The organism is Sorangium sp. So ce327 (assembly GCF_051530205.1).
Classification (GTDB): Bacteria; Myxococcota_A; Polyangia; order Polyangiales; family Polyangiaceae; genus Sorangium; species Sorangium cellulosum_B.
In genome coordinates this window covers 8,792,239-8,810,031 of record NZ_CP150330.1, presented here as the reverse complement: position 1 = coordinate 8,810,031, position 17,793 = coordinate 8,792,239, and the positions used below count along the sequence as shown (strand labels likewise).

General features: G+C 70.7%; 16 protein-coding genes. 8 read left to right on the top strand and 8 right to left on the bottom strand.

Annotated features, from left to right (window positions below; translation table 11 throughout):
- Positions 1 to 108: 108 nt before the first annotated feature.
- On the top strand, positions 109 to 1,653 hold the full coding sequence (locus tag WME95_RS32850) for a flavohemoglobin expression-modulating QEGLA motif protein (RefSeq protein ID WP_437903294.1): 1,545 nt from the start codon (positions 109 to 111) through the stop codon (positions 1,651 to 1,653).
- Between the two features lie 60 nt (positions 1,654 to 1,713).
- Here WME95_RS32850 and WME95_RS32845 read toward each other — a convergent pair whose 3' ends face one another.
- On the bottom strand, positions 1,714 to 2,562 hold the full coding sequence (locus tag WME95_RS32845) for an RNA polymerase sigma factor (protein ID WP_437903293.1): 849 nt from the start codon (positions 2,560 to 2,562) through the stop codon (positions 1,714 to 1,716).
- Between the two features lie 185 nt (positions 2,563 to 2,747).
- A complete protein-coding gene (locus tag WME95_RS32840; RefSeq protein ID WP_437903292.1) occupies positions 2,748 to 3,539 on the bottom strand; it encodes an enoyl-CoA hydratase/isomerase family protein in 792 nt (263 codons plus the stop codon).
- Between the two features lie 84 nt (positions 3,540 to 3,623).
- Between WME95_RS32840 and WME95_RS32835 the strand changes: the two genes are divergently transcribed.
- From WME95_RS32835 to WME95_RS32815, 5 genes are all read left to right on the top strand, one after another.
- Positions 3,624 to 3,890: a phosphopantetheine-binding protein gene (locus tag WME95_RS32835; RefSeq protein WP_044969499.1), complete on the top strand. Its 267-nt coding sequence runs from the start codon at positions 3,624 to 3,626 to the stop codon at positions 3,888 to 3,890.
- Positions 3,891 to 3,915: 25 nt separating this feature from the next.
- Positions 3,916 to 6,228 (top strand): beta-ketoacyl synthase N-terminal-like domain-containing protein, encoded by a 2,313-nt coding sequence (locus WME95_RS32830; protein WP_437903290.1) that lies wholly within the window; start codon positions 3,916 to 3,918, stop codon positions 6,226 to 6,228.
- The gene (locus WME95_RS32825) at positions 6,225 to 7,139 is read left to right on the top strand and encodes a hypothetical protein (RefSeq protein ID WP_437903289.1); all 915 of its coding nucleotides are present in this window, start codon (positions 6,225 to 6,227) and stop codon (positions 7,137 to 7,139) included. The genes WME95_RS32830 and WME95_RS32825 overlap by 4 nt, the downstream gene beginning before the upstream one ends.
- A complete protein-coding gene (locus WME95_RS32820; protein ID WP_437903288.1) occupies positions 7,136 to 9,046 on the top strand; it encodes a beta-ketoacyl synthase N-terminal-like domain-containing protein in 1,911 nt (636 codons plus the stop codon). Before WME95_RS32825 ends, WME95_RS32820 begins: the two co-directional genes overlap by 4 nt.
- 121 nt (positions 9,047 to 9,167) lie before the next feature.
- Positions 9,168 to 9,653 carry a hypothetical protein gene (locus WME95_RS32815; protein ID WP_437709102.1) on the top strand — a complete coding sequence of 162 codons (486 nt, stop codon included), beginning with the start codon at positions 9,168 to 9,170 and terminating at the stop codon, positions 9,651 to 9,653.
- Positions 9,654 to 9,668: 15 nt separating this feature from the next.
- Here the strand turns inward: WME95_RS32815 and WME95_RS32810 are convergent, their stop codons facing one another.
- From WME95_RS32810 to asnS, 4 genes are all read right to left on the bottom strand, one after another.
- The gene (locus tag WME95_RS32810; RefSeq protein ID WP_437740306.1) at positions 9,669 to 10,583 is read right to left on the bottom strand and encodes a patatin-like phospholipase family protein; all 915 of its coding nucleotides are present in this window, start codon (positions 10,581 to 10,583) and stop codon (positions 9,669 to 9,671) included.
- Between the two features lie 41 nt (positions 10,584 to 10,624).
- Positions 10,625 to 11,251, bottom strand: coding sequence for a hypothetical protein (locus WME95_RS32805; RefSeq protein WP_437903287.1), 627 nt, complete (start codon positions 11,249 to 11,251; stop codon positions 10,625 to 10,627).
- Positions 11,252 to 11,351: 100 nt separating this feature from the next.
- The gene (locus WME95_RS32800; protein ID WP_437542954.1) at positions 11,352 to 12,089 is read right to left on the bottom strand and encodes a class II glutamine amidotransferase; all 738 of its coding nucleotides are present in this window, start codon (positions 12,087 to 12,089) and stop codon (positions 11,352 to 11,354) included.
- A 569-nt stretch (positions 12,090 to 12,658) separates the two neighbouring features.
- On the bottom strand, positions 12,659 to 13,999 hold the full coding sequence (asnS, locus tag WME95_RS32795) for an asparagine--tRNA ligase (RefSeq protein WP_437903286.1): 1,341 nt from the start codon (positions 13,997 to 13,999) through the stop codon (positions 12,659 to 12,661).
- Positions 14,000 to 14,063: 64 nt separating this feature from the next.
- Here asnS and WME95_RS32790 point away from each other — a divergent pair, with 64 nt between their 5' ends.
- The gene (locus WME95_RS32790) at positions 14,064 to 14,903 is read left to right on the top strand and encodes a PDZ domain-containing protein (RefSeq protein WP_437903285.1); all 840 of its coding nucleotides are present in this window, start codon (positions 14,064 to 14,066) and stop codon (positions 14,901 to 14,903) included.
- Positions 14,904 to 14,918: 15 nt separating this feature from the next.
- Entirely contained in the window at positions 14,919 to 15,446 is a 528-nt protein-coding gene (locus tag WME95_RS32785; RefSeq protein ID WP_437542947.1) for a TrmH family RNA methyltransferase, read from the top strand.
- Between the two features lie 46 nt (positions 15,447 to 15,492).
- Here the strand turns inward: WME95_RS32785 and WME95_RS32780 are convergent, their stop codons facing one another.
- Positions 15,493 to 16,026, bottom strand: a complete 534-nt coding sequence (locus WME95_RS32780; RefSeq protein ID WP_437542945.1) for a GNAT family N-acetyltransferase — start codon at positions 16,024 to 16,026, stop codon at positions 15,493 to 15,495.
- A 128-nt stretch (positions 16,027 to 16,154) separates the two neighbouring features.
- A complete protein-coding gene (gene groL, locus WME95_RS32775) occupies positions 16,155 to 17,783 on the bottom strand; it encodes a chaperonin GroEL (RefSeq protein WP_437542942.1) in 1,629 nt (542 codons plus the stop codon).
- Between the last annotated feature and the right edge of the window lie 10 nt (positions 17,784 to 17,793).

Here is a 17,793-nt window from a genome sequence, read left to right as displayed (position 1 = left end):
GGCCGCGATGCCGACAAGGACCCGGCGAAGCCGGCTCTCCCCGCGGCGCTTGTCCTGGCCCGTGGACGTTTGCTCGGACAGGTGAGCCGGTGTTAGCAATCGATCGCAATGGCGCAGAGCTCTGAGGCCCGGGAGAGGAGAGGGGCGCACGCGGCGGACGTGGAGGCGCAGCGCGAGCTCGAGGTGAGCCAGCCGGCGGACGAGCCGAGCAGCGGCAGCGCTGGCGCGGCGGAGGACGGCGCGGGAGCGGCCGCGACCGACGGCCAGGGCGGCCCTGGGCAAGGCGGCGCGGAGAGCGGCGAAGCGCCGTCGGCGCCGCTCGAGTCCCTGAGCTTGCACGACGGACCGATCCCGCACGCGCCGCTCCCGCCGGTCGCGGGGCCGTGGCGTTCCTACAAGGAGATCCTCGCGACGCTGGCCCAGCGCGTGCTCGATGCGCAGCGGCCGATCCGCATCCTCCAGGCGCTCCGCTGGGAGGCGGACGTCGAAGAGCAATTTGTCCGCTCGAAGCAGCGCGAGCTGCCGCAGGTCGCCTACTCGGACGATCTGGGGTTCGACCCGGAGGCCAAGCAGCGCGAGCTCGAGGAGATCCTGCGCGACGCCGAGCGGGAGCTCGGCAAGCGCGATCGGCTCGGGCAGATCCTCCGCGCGACGGCGGACGAGTACCGGAAGGTCGTGAGCATGCTCATCGGACGGGGAACGAAGGCGTTCTACGCGCTGTCCCGCGAGCTCTACGGATCCCCGAAGGACAAGCTGCCAGACGGAAAGACGAGCGTGCGGGACATGGGGTTCGTGCTCTACGACCTCCTTACGGCGATCGGCGGTGAGCGGCTCGGCCCGTCGCAGCAGCGGGAGATCACGGCGGAGATGGCGGCGCTCGATCTGAACGCCCGCTTCGACCGCTTCTTCGGCGGCGCGTCGATCCGCGTGCAGGTGGACGACTCGCTCCTCGCGGACGCCGCCGCCGGCAGCGACTACGTGAAGATCCGGAGCGGCGCGATGTTCTCCAAGAGCGATGTCGACATCCTCGAGGCGCACGAGGGGTGGGTGCACGTGGCGACCAGCTTGAACGGGCAAGCTCAGCCGGTGGCGCGCTGGCTCGCGAAGGGGCCTCCGCGCACCACGGCGGTGCAGGAAGGGCTCGCCGTTCTGTTGGAGATCCTCACCTTCAGGAGCACTCCGCGTCGCGCGAAGAAGCTGAACGACCGCATCCTCGCGGTGGACAAGGCGGAGGACGGGGCGTCGTTCCTCGACGTGTTCGAGTGGTACCGCACCGAAGGTTACGAAGAAGACGAGTGCTTCCAGAATGCCAGGCGCGTCTTCCGCGGCGGCGTGCTTGCGGGAGGGGCGCCGTTCACGAAGGACGCCTGCTACTGCAAGGGGATCGTCCTCAACTACGCCTTCATGCGCGCGGCCATTCAGCACGATCGGGCGATGCTGATTCCATTCTTGTTCGTGGGGAAGGTCGCGCACGAGGACGTCCCTGTCCTCCACGCGCACGTGACCGACGGGATCATCCGCCCGCCTCCGTATCTCCCGCCGATCTTCGACGACATGAACGGGCTGGCGATCTGGATATGCTATTCCTCCTTCTTCTCCCGCCTGGGAGGGACGGCGCTCGCCGAGCACTACGGCAGGATGCTGGAGCGCTGAGAGCGGCCGGCCCCGGGCCCTCGGCTGCGCTGGCCTCCTTTCGGTGCGTGCGGCGGTCGCCTACGGAGCTGGCGCGGCGCAAGCGTTGGCGCTCGGGCCCGCAGCGTGCGCCTCGGCGATCGCGCGCATGACGGCGAGCCAGATCCTGCGCCGGGTAGCGTCCGGCACCTCCGGGATCAGCCTGGCGGTGCTCATGAGCGACTCTTCGTCCGCCCCGCGGGAGCGCTCGGCGACCTGGAGGCTCAGCGGATCGTGGAGTGCGCGTCGGTCCTCGGCGTTCATGCGCTTCACCGCCACCCGGAAGTCTTCGCGGGCCAGCCGGAGGCGGTTGCGCACCGTGTTCTCCTTCACGTCCAGGTCGCGCGCGATGTCGGCGGTCGTCACATCGAGCAGATCGTGCATGATCAAGACCACGCGTCGCTCGGCGTCGATCCCGCCGAGCAGCCTGCCGACGAGCTGGCCGCTTTGCTCGCGTGCGAGCAGCTGTTCCGAGGTCAAGCCGGGGTCGGCGGGCTCGAACGGCCAGCTCGCCCCGGCGCCGACCGCGATCTCTCGGCGGCGGTGGGCGCGCTCGCGATAGTGGCCGACCTGACGCCAGGCGATGCCGAACAGCCAGCGCCTAAGGGGCTCCCCGAGCGGGCTCGCCGTTTGTGGCGCCCCGCGTTCCAGGCTTGAGGCGTGGCCGCAGGGGGGATGTCGGGTGCGCGCCTCGTCTGAGCAGCGCCTCGGATCGAAGCGATCCAGCGCGTGATACGCAGCGATCATGACGTCTTGGAGGACGTCGTCGACGTCGCGCTCTGCCACCCCGAGCCAGCGGAGCGCTTGTCGGAGGAATGACAGCCCGACGGTGTACACGGTCTCGAAGCTGGGCCGCTCCAGAAGGGGCCCATGCTCAACAAGCTGTTGCATGCCTGAACTTACGTGCAGCAGCCCCCTCTGATTTGAAAATCGTCCAACCCTCCGAGGTTACCAGCAATAAGTAATTTTTACTACATTCGAGGCGGCGTCAATCCGATCCGGCTGCCCACGGAGAAGAAGGGCGAGGCAGCGCATTGCGCGACGTGCGGCGTGCGCGCATTGGCCGCGGCGTGCGCTCATTTGCCTTGGAACACCGGCTTCCGCTTCTCCATGTACGCAGCGAGCCCCTCGCTGGCGTCCTCCGACGTGAACAGCTCGGCCTGGAGCTCTCGTTCGAGGGCGAGCCCCTGTTCGAGCCCTACCTCGAAGCCCGTCTGAACGGCGCGCTTGATGCGCCCGACCGCCAGCGCCGCGCGGTCCGGCAGCGTGAACGTGTGGCTGTACGCGAGGATCCGGTCCATGAACTCGTCATGGGAGGCCGTCTCCCAGACGTCATTGATCAGGCCAACCGCGAGCGCTGTCTCGAAATCGAACGTCTGCCCCTCGCACATCAGCTGGATCGCCCGTGACTTGCCGATGAGCCTGGCCAGGCGCTGGGTGCCTCCGGTGCCTGGAAGGACGCCCAGCGTGACCTCGGGGAGGCCGACCTTGCCGGCGCCTTTGCGGGCGATGCGGAGGTCACAGGCCATCGCGATCTCGAGACCACCGCCTACCGTGTGGCCGTTCAGCGCGGCGATGCAGAGCTTCGGCGTGTGCTCTAGGCGGCTCAACGTCTCGTTCGCGTGGAGACAGAAGTAGTATTTGAACGTCGGATCCGACTCGCGGAGCATGTTGATGTTCGCTCCTGCGCAGAAGAACTTTTCGCCGTGCCCGGTGATGACGATGACATGGACATCGTTGTCGAAGCGGGCCTCGAGGATGGCCGCGTCGAGGTCCTTCATCATCTCGTGGGTGTAGCCGTTGACGGGCGGATCATTGAGCGTAAGCAGCGCGACGCCTGCAGAGGTGGCGTAGTCGACGAGGGCCATGGGCGCTCTTTACCAAACCGTCAGAAAAAGCGCTGCCCCCTGGTGGAAAGACGCGGAATTGTGCTACCCCGCTGGGACGTGCTCATGAACGCGCAGGACGTGCGGCAGAAATTAAAAGAACTCATGGTCGAGGAGCTGAACCTCGAGGGGAAGACGCCGGCCGACATCGACGACGCCGCGCCGCTGTTCGGCGCGGGGCTGGGCCTCGATTCGCTGGACGCGCTCCAGCTCGCCATGAGCGTGGAGGAGCGCTTCGGCGTCCGCATCCCGGAGGGCGACGAAGCGAGGCCGATCTTCGCATCGGTGGACGCGCTCGTGGCCCACATCGTCAAGTCGACCGCGGCGGCGTGAACGCGCCGCAGAGAGCCGTTCGGGCGTGCGCATCTGGGTGACGGGCATCGGGGTCGTCTCGCCCCTGGCGCGCGGGGCGAGCGAGACGATGGACCGGCTCATCGCAGGAGAACGGGCCTTCGCGCCGCTCTCCTTGTTCGAGATCCCCGGGACGCGCGGGCGCATCGCCGCGGAGGTCCGCGACCTCTCCCCCGAGGAGGTCGCGCCGCCGGGCGAGGCGGAAGGGTGGTCTCGAACCGACGCGATGGCCGTGCTCTCGGCCCGCGAGGCGCTCGGACACGCGGGCATCGACCCGAGGGCCGTCCCAGTCGACCTGGTGGTCGGCGGGACGACCGCCGGGATGTTCGAGACGGAGGACTTGCTCGCCTGGCTGTCGCACGACCCCAGCGCGATCGCCCCCCTGAAGCGGATGCTCTCGCATCCCCTCTCCTCGACGGCCGACCACGTCCGCGCGGCCGTCGGTCCTTTCCGTCGGGTGAGGAGCGTCTGCAGCGCCTGCTCGAGCGGCGCGAACGCCGTGTTGCTGGGCGCGGCCTGGCTCCGCGCCGGCCTCTCCACCCGCGTGCTCGCGGGGGGCGCCGACGGCCTGTGCCGGCTGACGTACACCGGCTTCGGCGCGCTCGCGGCCGTCGATCCGGAGCCGTGCCGCCCGTTCGATCGGCGGCGCGCCGGTCTGAACCTCGGCGAAGCGGCGGCGTTCCTGCTCCTCGAGTCCGAGGACGCCGCGCGCGCGCGCGGGGCGGAGCCGATCGTCGAGCTCCGCGGATGGGCGACCGGCGCCGAGGCCCATCACATCACCAACCCCGAGCGCGAGGGGCGCACCGCCGCGCGCGTCATGCGCGACGCTCTCCGGTGCGCGGCGCTCACGCCCTCGGATCTCGATTACGTCAACGCGCACGGCACCGCGACGCCGCTGAACGACGTCATGGAGAGCGCCGCCCTGCGCGCCTGCCTCGGCCCCGAGGTGAACCGCATCGCCGTCTCCTCATCGAAGGGGCAGATCGGGCACACGCTCGGCGCAGCGGGCGCGGTCGAGGCCGCGATCACCGCCCTCGCCATCGCGCGCGGCGTGATGCCCCCGACCGGCGGCCTCGAAGAGGTCGATCCGGACTGCCAGCTCGTGCACCTGAAGGAGGCGCGCGAGGCGCCGATCCGGTCGGCGATGTCGAACTCCTTCGGCTTCGGCGGCACGGACAGCGTGCTCGTGCTCGCGCAGCCAGGCCGTTTTCCACCGCCGGTCGACGCCGGCAGCGCGCCCCGGCGGCGCTCGGTCGTCGTGACGGCGGCCGCGACGATCGGCCCGCTCGGCGTCCTCGCGTCCCGCGGCGGCGCCGCGTATCTCGAGCCTGGCCCTTCGCCAGCGGAAGGGGCCATCCCCTTCAACGCGGCCGCGCACCTCGATCTCGCGCGGGCGAGGCGGCTCGACCGCGCTGGCCGGCTGACGACGGCCGCGATCCTCACGGCCCTCTCGGAGGCCGGGCTCGGTGGTGCGGTCCAGGCCGAGGCCGGCGCGGGCGATCCGGCAGCCGACGTCGCGCCGAGCCGCACCCTGCCCGGCGCCATCGTCGGCGCGTCCTTTGGCAGCGTCGACGCCTCGACCGCCTACATGCGGCGCATCTACGACAAGGGCGCGAAGTACGCGAGCCCCGCCGATTTTCCGAACCTGGTCCCCTCGTCGCCGGTCGGGCATGCCTCCATCTACCTGGGCCTCCGTGGCCCGGTGTTCGCGATGGCCGATCTTGGAGCCACCGCGGAGGCGGCCATGGTCACGGCCATCGAGCTCATCACGGCCGGGGAGGGGGAGGCGCTCGCCGCGGGCAGCGTCGAGGAGACGAGCCCGATGATCGAGCGGTGCCTCGGTCCGATCTGCTCGCAGGTCGTCAGCAGCGGTGTCCGCAGCGAGGGCGCTGCCGTGCTGCTCTTCGAGAGCGCCGCGCGTGTTCGTGAGCGAGGGGCGCGCCCGGTGGCGATGGTGTCCTGGTGGAACTCCTGGCGGGGTGACGGCGTGGGGATGCTCGCGGGAGCGCCAGCGCCGGCGCGCCTCGGCGCTCCGGGAGAGGTCGCCCTGCGAGCGCAGGCCACCGTCCCGTCGCCAGCCGCCGTGTTCGTCGGACGGGAGGAGGAGCGCCTCGTCGCCTGCCTGCAGGGCTCACCGTGGGCCGAGGTGCGGCGCTCCACGCTCGCGTCGCGCTCAGGTGATCACGAGGGCGCCGGCGGGTTCGCCGCTGCTGCGGCGGTCGCGGCGCTCGCCAGCCGCGACCTCGCGAGCGTGCTCGTCGTGGGCGGCGCACCCGACCGGGGATACGCCATCCTGCTGGTCGCTCCCGGCGACGCGTGACGACGTCGCCGCCCGCTCCCCGCCGTCGTGCGCGGCGCCTCGTCAGCGCCGGGCGCCTCCTGTTCTTGCTCGCGAGCCTCCCTGCCTGCGCCGCGAGCGCCCCGCGGCGCGGCGGCGCGCTCGACGCCGAGCTAGCGCGCCTCCTGCCTGGCCCATCGGCGGGCACGTCCGCCGCGCGGCTCGACCCCTCCGCGTGGCGAGCGGGGCGCGAGCGCCTCGCAGGCCTCCGCCGCGAGGTCGAGGGGGCTGGCCCGCGCACGCTCCGCGTCCGCCTGGCATTGCGGGAGCCGCGCACAGGCCACGTGCTCGAGGCGCGCGGCGCGATCGCGGTCGCCCCGCCGGCGATCGAAGGGCGCGCACGCGCGGCGGTGGGCGACATCCTCGAGCCCGAGGGCGCGCTGCGGATGATCCTCCTCGGCCCGGGCGGCACCACCGCGCTCGACCTGTGGGCCCGCGGCGATCGCTTCCGTTTCGCCGTTCCCGCGCTCGATCTGCTGAGGCGCGGCGACGCCTCGACGCCGCGGGCTGCGCGCCGCGGTCTGCCGGTAGATTTCCTGCGCTGGTGGATGCTCCACCCGGCGGCGGGGACGCTGCTCTGGTACTCGCGCGCCGAGAGCACGGATTCCTTCGTCCTGCGCGACGGCGACGCCGTGATCGATCTGCGGGTCAACGACCGAGGCGTGATCGGCGCGCGCCGCACCACATGGTCGACGGCGGAGGGCGCCCGCCGGCGGCGGCTCGACGAGGAGGTCGTGATCGCCGAGGGCATGGGCTGCGGCAACGTCCGTTACGCGCAGGCCTCGACCGGGCTGCTCATCACGGTGATCTGCGAGGCCGAGGAGCGGGATCGCGCGCCGGATCCGCGCGCGTTCGTCGATCCCGACGCGCTCCGGCCGGGGGGCGGCTCATGAGCGACGCCTGCGTCATCGCCTCGGGCGCTGTCTCGGCGCTCGGCCTCGGCCCTCTCGCCTACCGCGTCCCTCGGGCTGGCGAGCCTGCGCCTGTCGCGATCGCGCGCGACGCGGAGCTGGCTCGCGCCGGCCTGCTGCGGCCCTTCGCCGCGCGCGCGCCGGCGGAGCTCGGCGTTGATCCATGCGCCGATCGCGCCACGGACCTGCTGAAGGCGGCGCTCTCACAGACCCTCGCGGCGCTGGAGGGCGTGCGTCCGGGTTTTCGTGGCGAGCGCATCGGCATCGCCCTCGGCACCTCCAGCGGCGGCATGCTCACCGCGGAGCGGTTCTTCGCCGCCCGCGCCGAGGGCGCCGACGCCGGATCGCTCGCCGCGCTGGCCTCGCGCGCGACGTATTTCGCGCCGTTCAACGACGCGCTCGCGGCGTTCGGGCTCGAGCGGACCCCGCTGCGCACGCACCTGCTCGCGGCGTGCGCGGCGAGCACCCTGGCGATCGGCCTCGGTCTCCGCTGGCTCGATCGCGACGCCTGCGATCTCGTGCTCGCCGGTGGCTACGACGCCCTCAGCATCTTCGTCGCCGCCGGCTTCGAGGCGCTCCGCGCGACGACGGCGTCCAGGTCGCGCCCGTTTCGCGTCGGCCGTGACGGCATGGCGCTCGGCGAGGGCGCCGCCGTCGTCGCCCTCGTCCGCGAGGACCGTCTCCGCGGCGCCCCGGTGTTCGTCCGCGTCGCCGGCTTCGGCGCGTCCACGGACGCGGTGCACATCACCGCCCCGGATCGAACCGGCTCGGGGCTCGCGCGCGCCGGCGCCGCGGCGCTCGCCGACGCCGGGTGGCCTGCCTCGCGCGTCGGTCTGATCAGCGCCCACGCCACGGCGACGCCTTACAACGACGCGATGGAGTCGCGCGCGATCGCCGCGCTGCTCTCGCCGCGCGGCGCCGTGGAGGGCTCGGACGCGCTGCCGGGCGCGGATGCGCCTCCGCCGGTGGTCCACCCGTTCAAGGCTCAGATAGGGCACACGCTCGGGGCCGCGGGCGTGCTCGAGGCGCTCGCCGCAGCAGCCGCCCTCCAGGCGTCCATCGCTCCACCGGCGGCCTCCGAAGGCGAGCTCGACCCCGACGCGCCGGCTCACCTGCTAGAGCGCGCCGAGCCCCGCCCGCTCTCTTCAGCGCTCAAGCTCTCGGCAGCGTTCGGCGGCGCCAACGCCGCCCTCTTGCTCACGTCCTCCGCCAGCGGGCGCCGCCCGCGGCGCCCGCGCGCCGTGGTTCTCCGCGCGCACGCGCACGTGACGGGCTCCGATCTCGGGCGCCTCGCCGAGGCGACCGGCATCGCGCGCGACCGCCTCGCGCGCCTCGACGCGCTCTGCCGGCTCGGGCTGACCGCGGTGGCAGCCCTCGCCGCCATCGTCGGCGCCGATCGCTTGCGGGGGGCTGGCATCGTCGCGGGCCACGCGCTCGCCACGATCGACACCAACGATGTGTACGACGCCCGCCGCCGTGCCCGCGGAGCCCGCTTCGTCGAGCCGCGCCTCTTCCCTGCGACGTCGCCGAACGCGATCGCGGGCGAGTGCGCCATCGCGTACCAGCTCACCGGGCCGAGCTTCGCGGTCGGCGCCGGGCTCGGCGGCGCGCTGGAGGCGCTCCGTGCCGCGGCCGAGCTCGTCGCGTCCTCGGACGCCGACCGCATGGTCGTCCTCGCGGCCGACGACGCGGGGCCGGTCGCGCGCGAGCTGCTCGGCCTCACCGGCGCCCAGCACCGCGCGCTCGCCAGCGGCGCGGTCGCGCTCCTCCTGCAGGCGGATCCCGGCGACGAAGTGCGCCTGCGCAAGGTCGATCCGGACCTGCCTGTCGACCATGAGGGTCCGGTTGGCCACCTCGCCCTGCTCCGCTGGCTCGAGGAGCACGCGTAGCGGCTGCCCGTCCCCGTCATCCTTGGTGGTCGTGATCGCTTCGCTTGCCGATCCGCGCCTCGATCTGGCAAGGTTCCCAGCTGGAATCAGCTGCTTCCCCCGAGCGTTGTCCTGCCCGCGTATGTTCTGCCGCCAAACAAAAGCTGTCGCTTCGCTCCTCGTCGTTGCTTCGGCCGTCCTCGCCGGGTGCGCGACCCACTACATCCCGAACACAGACGTGGAGGACAACGACGACAACCGCAAGATCATCTCGTTCTGCGAGAAGTATCGCAACGCGGTGGAGAGCAAGAACGTGGGCGAGCTGCTCAAGCTCGCGTCGCCCAAGTACTACGAGGACGGCGGCAACATCGATGCGGCGGACGACCTTGATTACGCTGGCCTGCGCGCGTACCTCGCCGGCAAGTTCCAGGACGCTCGCGCCATCCGCTACGAGATCCGCTACCGGCGCGTCCTCAAGGGCGATGACGTCATCTACGTCGACTACACCTTCAGCGCGAGCTACCGCATCCCGGGGGGCAAGGGCGAAGAGTGGCGCCGCAAGGTCGACGACAACCGGCTGGAGCTGGTGGAGTACCAGGACGGGTACCGCATCGTCGCGGGGATGTAGCGGTCGGTCGCCGCTCTAGTTCAGCGCGCTCTTGGAGGAGGGGGCATCGAAGACGCCCTTCTCCTTCGCGGCGGCGAGTATGCGGAGCGCGGTGCGGTAGCCGCGCAGGACGAGCGGCTTGGCGGCGAACCGGTTCATGTAGCTGTACCGGCCGATCGCGGGCGCCACGTCCAGGAAGGTGACGTTCGGGTAGAGCTTGGAGAGGAGCTCGACGCCGCGGCGCTCCTTCTCGGCCAGAAGGATGCTGAGCGACTGCCGGACGACGCTGGGCGCGCCGCTCCTCGCGATCGAGCGCTGCGACTCGTCGCGCTCCTCGGGACGGTAGATGTTGGAGATGATCACGATGTTCGCGCCGGCATTCACGGCCACGTCGGCGGAGAGCGTCCGGATCACCTCGCCGCTCAGGTGATAGCGGCCGTTGATGCGGTAGGGCCGGAACAGGCCGGGCACGCAGCAGCTGGCGGCCACCGCCTGGCTGATCGGCGTGGCCTCGTCGTAGCCGGGGCCGAACACGACGCGCTTGGCGCTGTCCACGTCCACCGCCGTCACGTAGACGGCGTGCGGTAGCTGCCGGAAGTCGTTGATCGGCAGCGTCCGGCGCACGTAGCGCTCGAGCCTGTCGATCGAGAACACCCCCGAGCAGAGGTATCCCGGGTCGAGCAGATCGCGCAGGGCGGGAGCTCCGAAGAAGCTCGACACGTGGAGGCGAGGCCCGCGGTGACGTCGTCTCCAGGGGAGGCGGTAGGCGTCGAGCAGCACATCGAGCGGGATGTCTTGCCCGTACGTCGCGCTGACCAGCGCGCCCGCCCCCGCGCCCACGTAGATCTCGGGATGGATGCCCAGCTCCTCGCAAGCCTTCAGCACGCCGAGGTGCGCAAGGCCTCGCGCCGCTCCCCCGGAGCCCACGAACGCGATCTTGAGGCGGCTCATCGAGCCCCGATCTTGTCGGAGATATGGCACAAGCGCAAAGCCTACTGTAACTGGAAGTCCTCGAGCAGCCGATAGATCCTGAATCGCGGGCCGTCGCGGCGCAGCCAGACGACGATCTCGTCGCCGAGCAGGCGATCCGTGGCGACCCGCGCGGTCGCGATCGGCACGCGGATCACGACGTCCTGGTCATCGAGCGTCTCGAGCTGGATCGCGGGGTGGTGCGGCGCCGCGAGCGCGTCCTCGGCCCGGAAGATCTGGAGATCCGACTCCCGATAGACCGGCTCTCCGGCGAGCTTTCCGTAATCGAGTCGCCGGAACCGCTGCTCCCACCAGAGCCCGGCGCTCGGCGGCTGCCCCGATCCGCCCGAGCCGGTGTGGATCGCGAGGGCATCGCGCGTCAGCAGCTCGCTCAAGGCTTCGCTGTCCTCGGCGACCACCCGCCGGAAGAACTCGTCCACGACGTCCAGCGCGGCGCCGATGCCGAGCGGCGTCCGGAGGGTCACGACGCTGTCCTCGACGTCTGCCTGGTTCGTCGGTGGCGGCGGGGTGCTCGCCGGATCGAGCGCCACGCCGTCGGGGCGGCGGCGCTCGTCAGAGAGCTCGGCGGCGGTGGGAAAGGAGGCCGGTCCTCCGCGGCCGCACCCCAGGAGCGACCCGCCCGTGATCACGGCGACGAGCAGCGACGAACACGCTCGCGACGGCCGAGAGGCGTCCGGAGCGCCGGCCGGCGGCGCATGGGCCCTGGCCTCCTGCGGGCCCTCCGGGCGTTCAGATCGGCTCGATCGCGGGAGCATCGGCGCGGGTGAACGTCACGATCGCACGCTCGCCGACGTGGGTCCACCCCGCGGGGGCCTGGTCGTCATCGAAGTCCGACGCGACGAGCGTCAACCGGCTCGCGGCATAGTCGGGCATGCGCATTCGGCCCAACCCGCCGTCGCTGAGGAGCCGCTCCATGTCCTCGCTGCCCTGGTAGATGCGGTACGCCATCGACGTGCCGCCGTGGGCGGCGAGCAGGTACTCGGGGTTCGTGACCACGATGTTCATCGCGCTCGGCCCCGCCCCTTCCTCCGCGCAGAGCCGGTCCACGAGCGCGATGGAGGACCGGAGGGCCGTCCGCGCGCTCGCCGCGTCCACGTTGGGTCGATCGAGCTGGCCGCTGTCGTGGAGGAAGGACAGGAACAGGTGGAAGAGGAGCTCGCTGTCCGTCTCGCCGCGAACGTCGCGCTGGAGAAACTGCGGCAGCGAGTCGCTCAGCTGGTTCCGCAGGCGGGCGAACCCTTCGACCGTGCCCGTGTGGGCGAACAGCCACTGCCGATAACGGAACGGGTGCGTGTTCTCGGTGCGCAGGCTGCCGACGGTCGCAGCCCGGACATGCGCCACGAGGATGTCGGCGCGCACGTCCTTGGTCATGTCGGCCAGGCTGATCTCCGGTCGATCGTCGATCGGCCGGCGCTTGAGGAGAATCTCTCCTCCCTGGTAGAAGCCGACCCCCCAGCCAGGGATCACGCCCTCCCTTCGGCGAACCGTGAGGGCACGTTCTTCGAGCTCGATCGCACGCGCGCCGAGATCCGGACGGTTACCGATAAAGCCGACGAGACGAGCCATAGCTTTGTCCTCGCGAGTTGGGTCGGGGAGGCGGGGGCAGGGTCCGGCTCGCCGGTAGAGCGCTCCCTCATCTGCAAGCAGGGGTGGCTCCGTCGGTCGGCCGAGTGAGCGTGGGTCGCGGGTTGCGCCCTATGCTTTCTTGATACGACAGAGTCGCCCTGCAAGCGGAGCAAAAACGGATCCCCAGCGGCGACGCGGGGCGCGGGCACGGCCTGACCACACTGCCCGCCGTTGTCGCGCGTCGCGTGGGCGTGGGCTTGCCGATCGCGTTACCTCTTACTCACGCTCCTCGCACAGCGTCGCGATTCCGATGCGTGGGTGCGCGCGAGGAGCGGCTAGCCTCGCCTGCTCCCACGCTTTCACGCTCGCACGCGTCGGCCCGCCGCGTCGGCGCCGTGGCGCATCGCGCCGTGAACGAGGCGCTGCCAAGCGGCGCCCCGAATTTCCGGCAGGATCTCTGACGCGCAGCACTAAGGCGAGAGCCGATTCAGCATGCGCGGGAACGGGATCGTCTCGCGCACGTGCGGTAGACCGCAGATCCAGGCGACGCTCCGCTCGACGCCGAGCCCGAAGCCCGCATGCGGGAAGGTGCCATACCGGCGCAGATCCAGGTACCAGCCGAACGCCTCGGGGGGCAGCCGATGCGCCTCGATTGCCCGCTCGAGGGTGGCGAGATCATCCTCGCGCTGCCCGCCCCCGATCACCTCTCCATAACCTTCCGGCGCCAGGACATCGACGCAGAGCGCGAGCCGGTCGTCCGTCGGATCGCGCTTCATGTAGAAGGCCTTCACCTGAGCCGGATAGCGGTGAATCATGACGGGGCGATCGTACCGGCCGGAGATGATCGTCTCGTCCTCGCCGCCGAGGTCCTCTCCCCAGGGAAAATCCGGAATTTCGGCCTCTCCAGCCATTTTGCGTTTCTCCGCGCGCGCCTCGTTCAGGATGGCGACGGCCTCGTCGTAGCGGATGCGCGGGAACGGCTTCTTGACGGCCTCGAGCTTCCCGACGTCGCGCTCGAGCACCGCGAGCTCGGGGCGGCGCCGCTCAAGGACCCGCTCGACGATGAAGCAGAGGAAGTCTTCCGCGAGGTCCATGTCGCCCGCGAGGTCCATGAACGCCACCTCGGGCTCGACCATCCAGAACTCGGCCAGGTGGCGGCGGGTCTTCGACTTTTCCGCGCGGAACGTCGGCCCGAAGCAGTACGCCTTCCCGAACGCGGCCGCTGCCGCCTCCATGTAAAGCTGCCCCGACTGGGTGAGGTACGCCTTCTCGCCGTGGTAGTCGGTCTGGAACAGCGTGCTCGTCCCCTCGCACGCGTTCGGCGTGAAGACGGGCGCATCGACGAGCGTGAACCCGCGCCCGTCGAAGAAGTCGCGGATGGCCTGGATGATGGTGTGACGAACGCGCAAGATCGCGTGCTGCCGCTTCGATCGCAGCCAGAGGTGGCGGTGATCCATGAGGAAATCGGTCCCGTGCTCCTTCGGGGAGATCGGGTACTCGCCGGCGGTGGGGCCGAGCACGCGGAAGCCGGACGCGGCGATCTCGTAGACCCCGGCGCGCTTCGGGTGCGCCTTCACCTCGCCGACGACATCGATCACGCTCTCCTGGGTGACCTTGTCGGCGGCCGCGAAGACCTCGTCGCCGACGTCGCTCTTCGCCATCACGCACTGGACGGTGCCGAAGCCGTCGCGCAGCTCGAGGAAGTGGAGCTTGCCGCTCGATCGCTTGTTGTAGAGCCATCCGCGGAGCACGACAGTGCTGCCGACGTGCGCGCTGAGGTCGCTGGTAGCAATGACGGGCTGATCCTGCATGGGCGCCCGAAATAGCACGGTTTAGTTGCGGCTGACGCCGGCTCCGGCCAAAAATGGCGCCATCTTGGTCCTCCAACGGCATCGCGCGCTATCGCTCTGCTTGCCCGCGTTCATCCTGCTGCTCGCTGCAGGTGGCACGCCGCTCGCCGCGGGCGGCTGCTCGGCGCTCTATCCCGAGCTTTCGACCCGCCTGCACGAGCCTCCTTCAGACCAGGAGCTGCATCCTCCGCCGCCCGAGAACGTCCGATGGCTGCGTGTCGTCCGGGCGAGAATCCCGGAGCGCACTCGGGACGGCCGCGCCTGGGATTCCGGCGCCGGTGACCTCCCGGACCCCTATGTCCGCGTCTTCGTCAACGGCGCGGAGATCTTTCGGACGGCGGAGCAAGCGAACACGCTGGAGCCGACCTGGCCCGAAGGACCCAGCGGAAACTTCGAGATCTTGCCCGAGGACCGGCTCCGGGTGGAGGTCTGGGAAGCGAATCCGCTCATCGACAAGCCGATCGGGGTGCGCGACATCGGCCGTCCGAGCGATACGCACCGAGCCGCAGGCGAGATCGACGTCGAGCTCGACGCGGGCGGTTCGCTCACGCTCGCGTTCCAGCCGGCGCACGCCAAGTTCGGCCTCGGCCTCTGGTACCAGCTGCATTCCGGCTCCGCATTCATCTCGCGGACCATGGAGGGCGGGCCTGCAGAGCGCGCCGGGCTCCGCAAGGACGACGAGGTGCTGGAGATCGCCGGGCAGCCAGTGCGGCGCATGTCCGTCGCGGCGATCCGGGGCGCGCTCGACGCCGTGCCGCGCGCCGGGCTCGTGCTCCTGGTCAAGCACGCCACGGGCACGACCGAGCGGATCAGGGTCCACGAGGGGCCCATCTATCCGCTGTTCGATCGCTTCGCCGCCGAGTAGGGGAGCCAGCGCGCCGTGAAGATCCCGCCCTTCGGGCTCACCACCCGGGAGATCCGCGAAGAGCTCGCCCCCTTGCGGAACGACTTCTCCATCGCCGTTTGCCGCGCGAAGAACCCGTTCAACATCGGCGCCATCATCCGCGTCGCGCACTCGTTCCTGGTGCGGGAGATCTTCCTGATCGGGACCGAGCCCTACTACGAGCGCGCTTCGATGGGCATGCAGAAGTACGAGACCATCGTCGAGTGCCCCGACGAGGCGAGCTTCCTCGAAGCGGCGCGCGGCCGCCCGCTCATCGGCGTGGAGCGCGATCACGCGCGGCGCACCCTCTGGGAGGCGCCGTTCCCCCGCGGGCTCGTGTTCCTCTTCGGCAGCGAGGATGACGGGCTGCCGCAGGCGTTGCTCGACGCGTGCGAGGACGTGATCGCGATCCCCATGTACGGGATCAACCACTCGTACCCCGTGGCGATCGCGGCGGGCATGACCCTGTGCGAGTGGGCCCGGCGGCGCGACCCGCGCGGCGGCGTGAGCCGCGCAGGAGGGTGAGCGGCTCACGCCGCCGCGCGGGCCCCCGTCCGTGGACGGAGGGGCGCTACTCGGGGTAGCGCTCGAAGACGAGGAGCTCGCCCAGGAGGTCGTGATCGAGCGTCCCAGCAGGGCGCATCCCGAGCTTCTCGATCACCCGGAGCGACGCGCGGTGCCAGGCCGGCGTGGTCGCGATGACGCGCCTCACGCCCGGCTGCTGCATCGTCCAGTGCAGGACGGCGCGCGACCCCTCCGTCGCGTAGCCTTGGCCCTGGGACTTGCCCTCGACGCCGTAGCCGATCTCCACCGTGCCGGTCGCGTCGGGCCGGCCGTTCAGCACCACGCTGCCGACGACGACGCGCTCCTCCTGCCCGCGCGTCACCATCAGCCGCGTGCCCCACAGGAATGCCTCTGGATCGTCGCGCAGCCGGTCGAGCGGCGAGCTGAAGGCGCGCTCGACGAGCGCGCGCCCGGGCCAGGCGCCAGGGAAGCGCGCGCCGGACAGGGCCTCGGCCTCGGCGCGATCTCCGCGGATGACCGCCTCGAGCAGGGGCAGCGAGACCGGGGTGAGCGCCAGGCGCTCGGTAGTCAGGGTGCTCATCGCGAACCTGCGCCGGATCAGATCATGCGCCGCGGCCCGCCGGAAGTCGAAATGGCGAAGGGCCGACTTCCTGAGGAGGAAGCCGGCCCTCGCCCGCCGGGCTTAGCGGTCAGCGCGGCGCGTCGCGATCAGAAGTCGTGGCCGTGGCCCGCGTGGCCGCCACCAGCCGCCGGCTTCTCCTCCTTCGGCCGCTCAGCGATGAGCGCCTCGGTGGTGAGCATCAGGCTGGCGACGCTGGCCGCGTTCTGGAGCGCCGACCGGACGACCTTGACCGGATCGATGACGCCCATCTCGAGCAGGTTGCCGTAGTCGCCCGACGCGGCGTTGTAGCCGTACGAGTCCTTGCCGTCGCGCACCTTCTGCACGACGATCGAGCCCTCTTCCCCGGCGTTGGCCGAGATCTGGCGGAGGGGCTCCTCGATGGCGCGGCGGATGATGTTCACGCCGAACCGCTGCTCGTCGTTGACCTTGAGCTTCTCGAGCGAGCTCTGCGCGCGGATGAGCGCCACGCCGCCGCCCGGGACGATGCCCTCCTCGACGGCCGCGCGGGTCGCGTGGAGCGCGTCCTCGACGCGGGCCTTCTTCTCCTTCATCTCGGTCTCGGTCGCAGCGCCGACCTTGACGACCGCGACGCCGCCCACGAGCTTCGCGAGCCGCTCCTGGAGCTTCTCGCGGTCGTAGTCGCTCGTCGTGTTCTCGATCTGAGCGCGGATCTCCTGCTGCCGAGCCTTGATCTTGTCCTTCTTGCCCTGGCCGCCGACGATCGTGGTGTTGTCCTTGTCGATGAGGACCGTCTTCGCGCGGCCGAGATCGCTGATCGTGACGTTCTCGAGCTTGAGGCCGAGCTCCTCCGCGATCACCTGGCCGTCCGTCAGGGTGGCGATGTCCTTCAGCATCTCCTTGCGGCGGTCACCGAAGCCCGGCGCCTTGACGGCCGCGCAGTGCAGCGTGCCGCGGAGCTTGTTCACGACGAGGGTCGCGAGCGCCTCGCCCTCGACGTCCTCGGCGATGATGAGGAGCTGCTTCTGGCTCTTGGCGATCGCCTCGAGCACCGGGAGCAGGTCCTTCATGTTGGAGATCTTCTTCTCCGAGATGAGGATGTAGCAGTCCTCGAGGTTCGCCTTCATGGCCTCGGGATCGGTCACGAAGTACGGCGAGAGGTAGCCGCGGTCGAACTGCATGCCCTCGACCACGTCGAGGGTCGTGTCGGCGCTCTTGGCCTCCTCGACCGTGATCACGCCCTCCTTGCCGACCTTCTCCATGGCGTCGGCGAGGAGCTTGCCGATCGTCTCGTCGCCGTTCGCGCTGATCGTGCCGACCTGCGCGATCTCCTTCGCGTCCTTGGTCTGCTTGGCGGAGCTGCGGAGGTGCTCGACGATCGCCTCGACCGCCTTGTCGATGCCGCGCTTGATCTCCATCGGGTTGTGCCCGGCCGCGACGAGCTTGGAGCCCTCGCGGTAGATCGCCTGGGCGAGCACCGTCGCGGTGGTCGTCCCGTCGCCGGCGATGTCGCTCGTCTTCGAGGCGACCTCGCGGACCATCTGGGCGCCCATGTTCTCGAAGCGGTTCTCGAGCTCGATCTCCTTGGCGACCGTGACGCCGTCCTTGGTGACCGTCGGCGAGCCGAAGCTCTTCTCGATGACGACGTTGCGCCCCTTCGGGCCGAGGGTGACCTTGACCGCGTCGGCGAGGGCGTTGACCCCCGCGAGGATCATGCTGCGGGCGGACTCGTTGTAGATGATTTCCTTGGCTGCCATGGTGTCTCTC

Bases quoted from the DNA above. Each gene is read 5' to 3' on its own strand.
- WME95_RS32835 (WP_044969499.1), top strand. From the start codon at position 3,624: ATGAACGCGCAGGACGTGCGGCAGAAATTAAAAGAACTCATGGTCGAG.
- asnS (WP_437903286.1), bottom strand. From the start codon at position 13,999: ATGCAGGATCAGCCCGTCATTGCTACCAGCGACCTCAGCGCGCACGTC.
- WME95_RS32780 (WP_437542945.1), bottom strand. From the start codon at position 16,026: ATGAGCACCCTGACTACCGAGCGCCTGGCGCTCACCCCGGTCTCGCTG.
- WME95_RS32820 (WP_437903288.1), top strand. From the start codon at position 7,136: ATGAGCGACGCCTGCGTCATCGCCTCGGGCGCTGTCTCGGCGCTCGGC.
- WME95_RS32845 (WP_437903293.1), bottom strand. From the start codon at position 2,562: ATGCAACAGCTTGTTGAGCATGGGCCCCTTCTGGAGCGGCCCAGCTTC.
- WME95_RS32840 (WP_437903292.1), bottom strand. From the start codon at position 3,539: ATGGCCCTCGTCGACTACGCCACCTCTGCAGGCGTCGCGCTGCTTACG.
- WME95_RS32850 (WP_437903294.1), top strand. From the start codon at position 109: ATGGCGCAGAGCTCTGAGGCCCGGGAGAGGAGAGGGGCGCACGCGGCG.
- groL (WP_437542942.1), bottom strand. From the start codon at position 17,783: ATGGCAGCCAAGGAAATCATCTACAACGAGTCCGCCCGCAGCATGATC.
- WME95_RS32815 (WP_437709102.1), top strand. From the start codon at position 9,168: ATGTTCTGCCGCCAAACAAAAGCTGTCGCTTCGCTCCTCGTCGTTGCT.
- WME95_RS32810 (WP_437740306.1), bottom strand. From the start codon at position 10,583: ATGAGCCGCCTCAAGATCGCGTTCGTGGGCTCCGGGGGAGCGGCGCGA.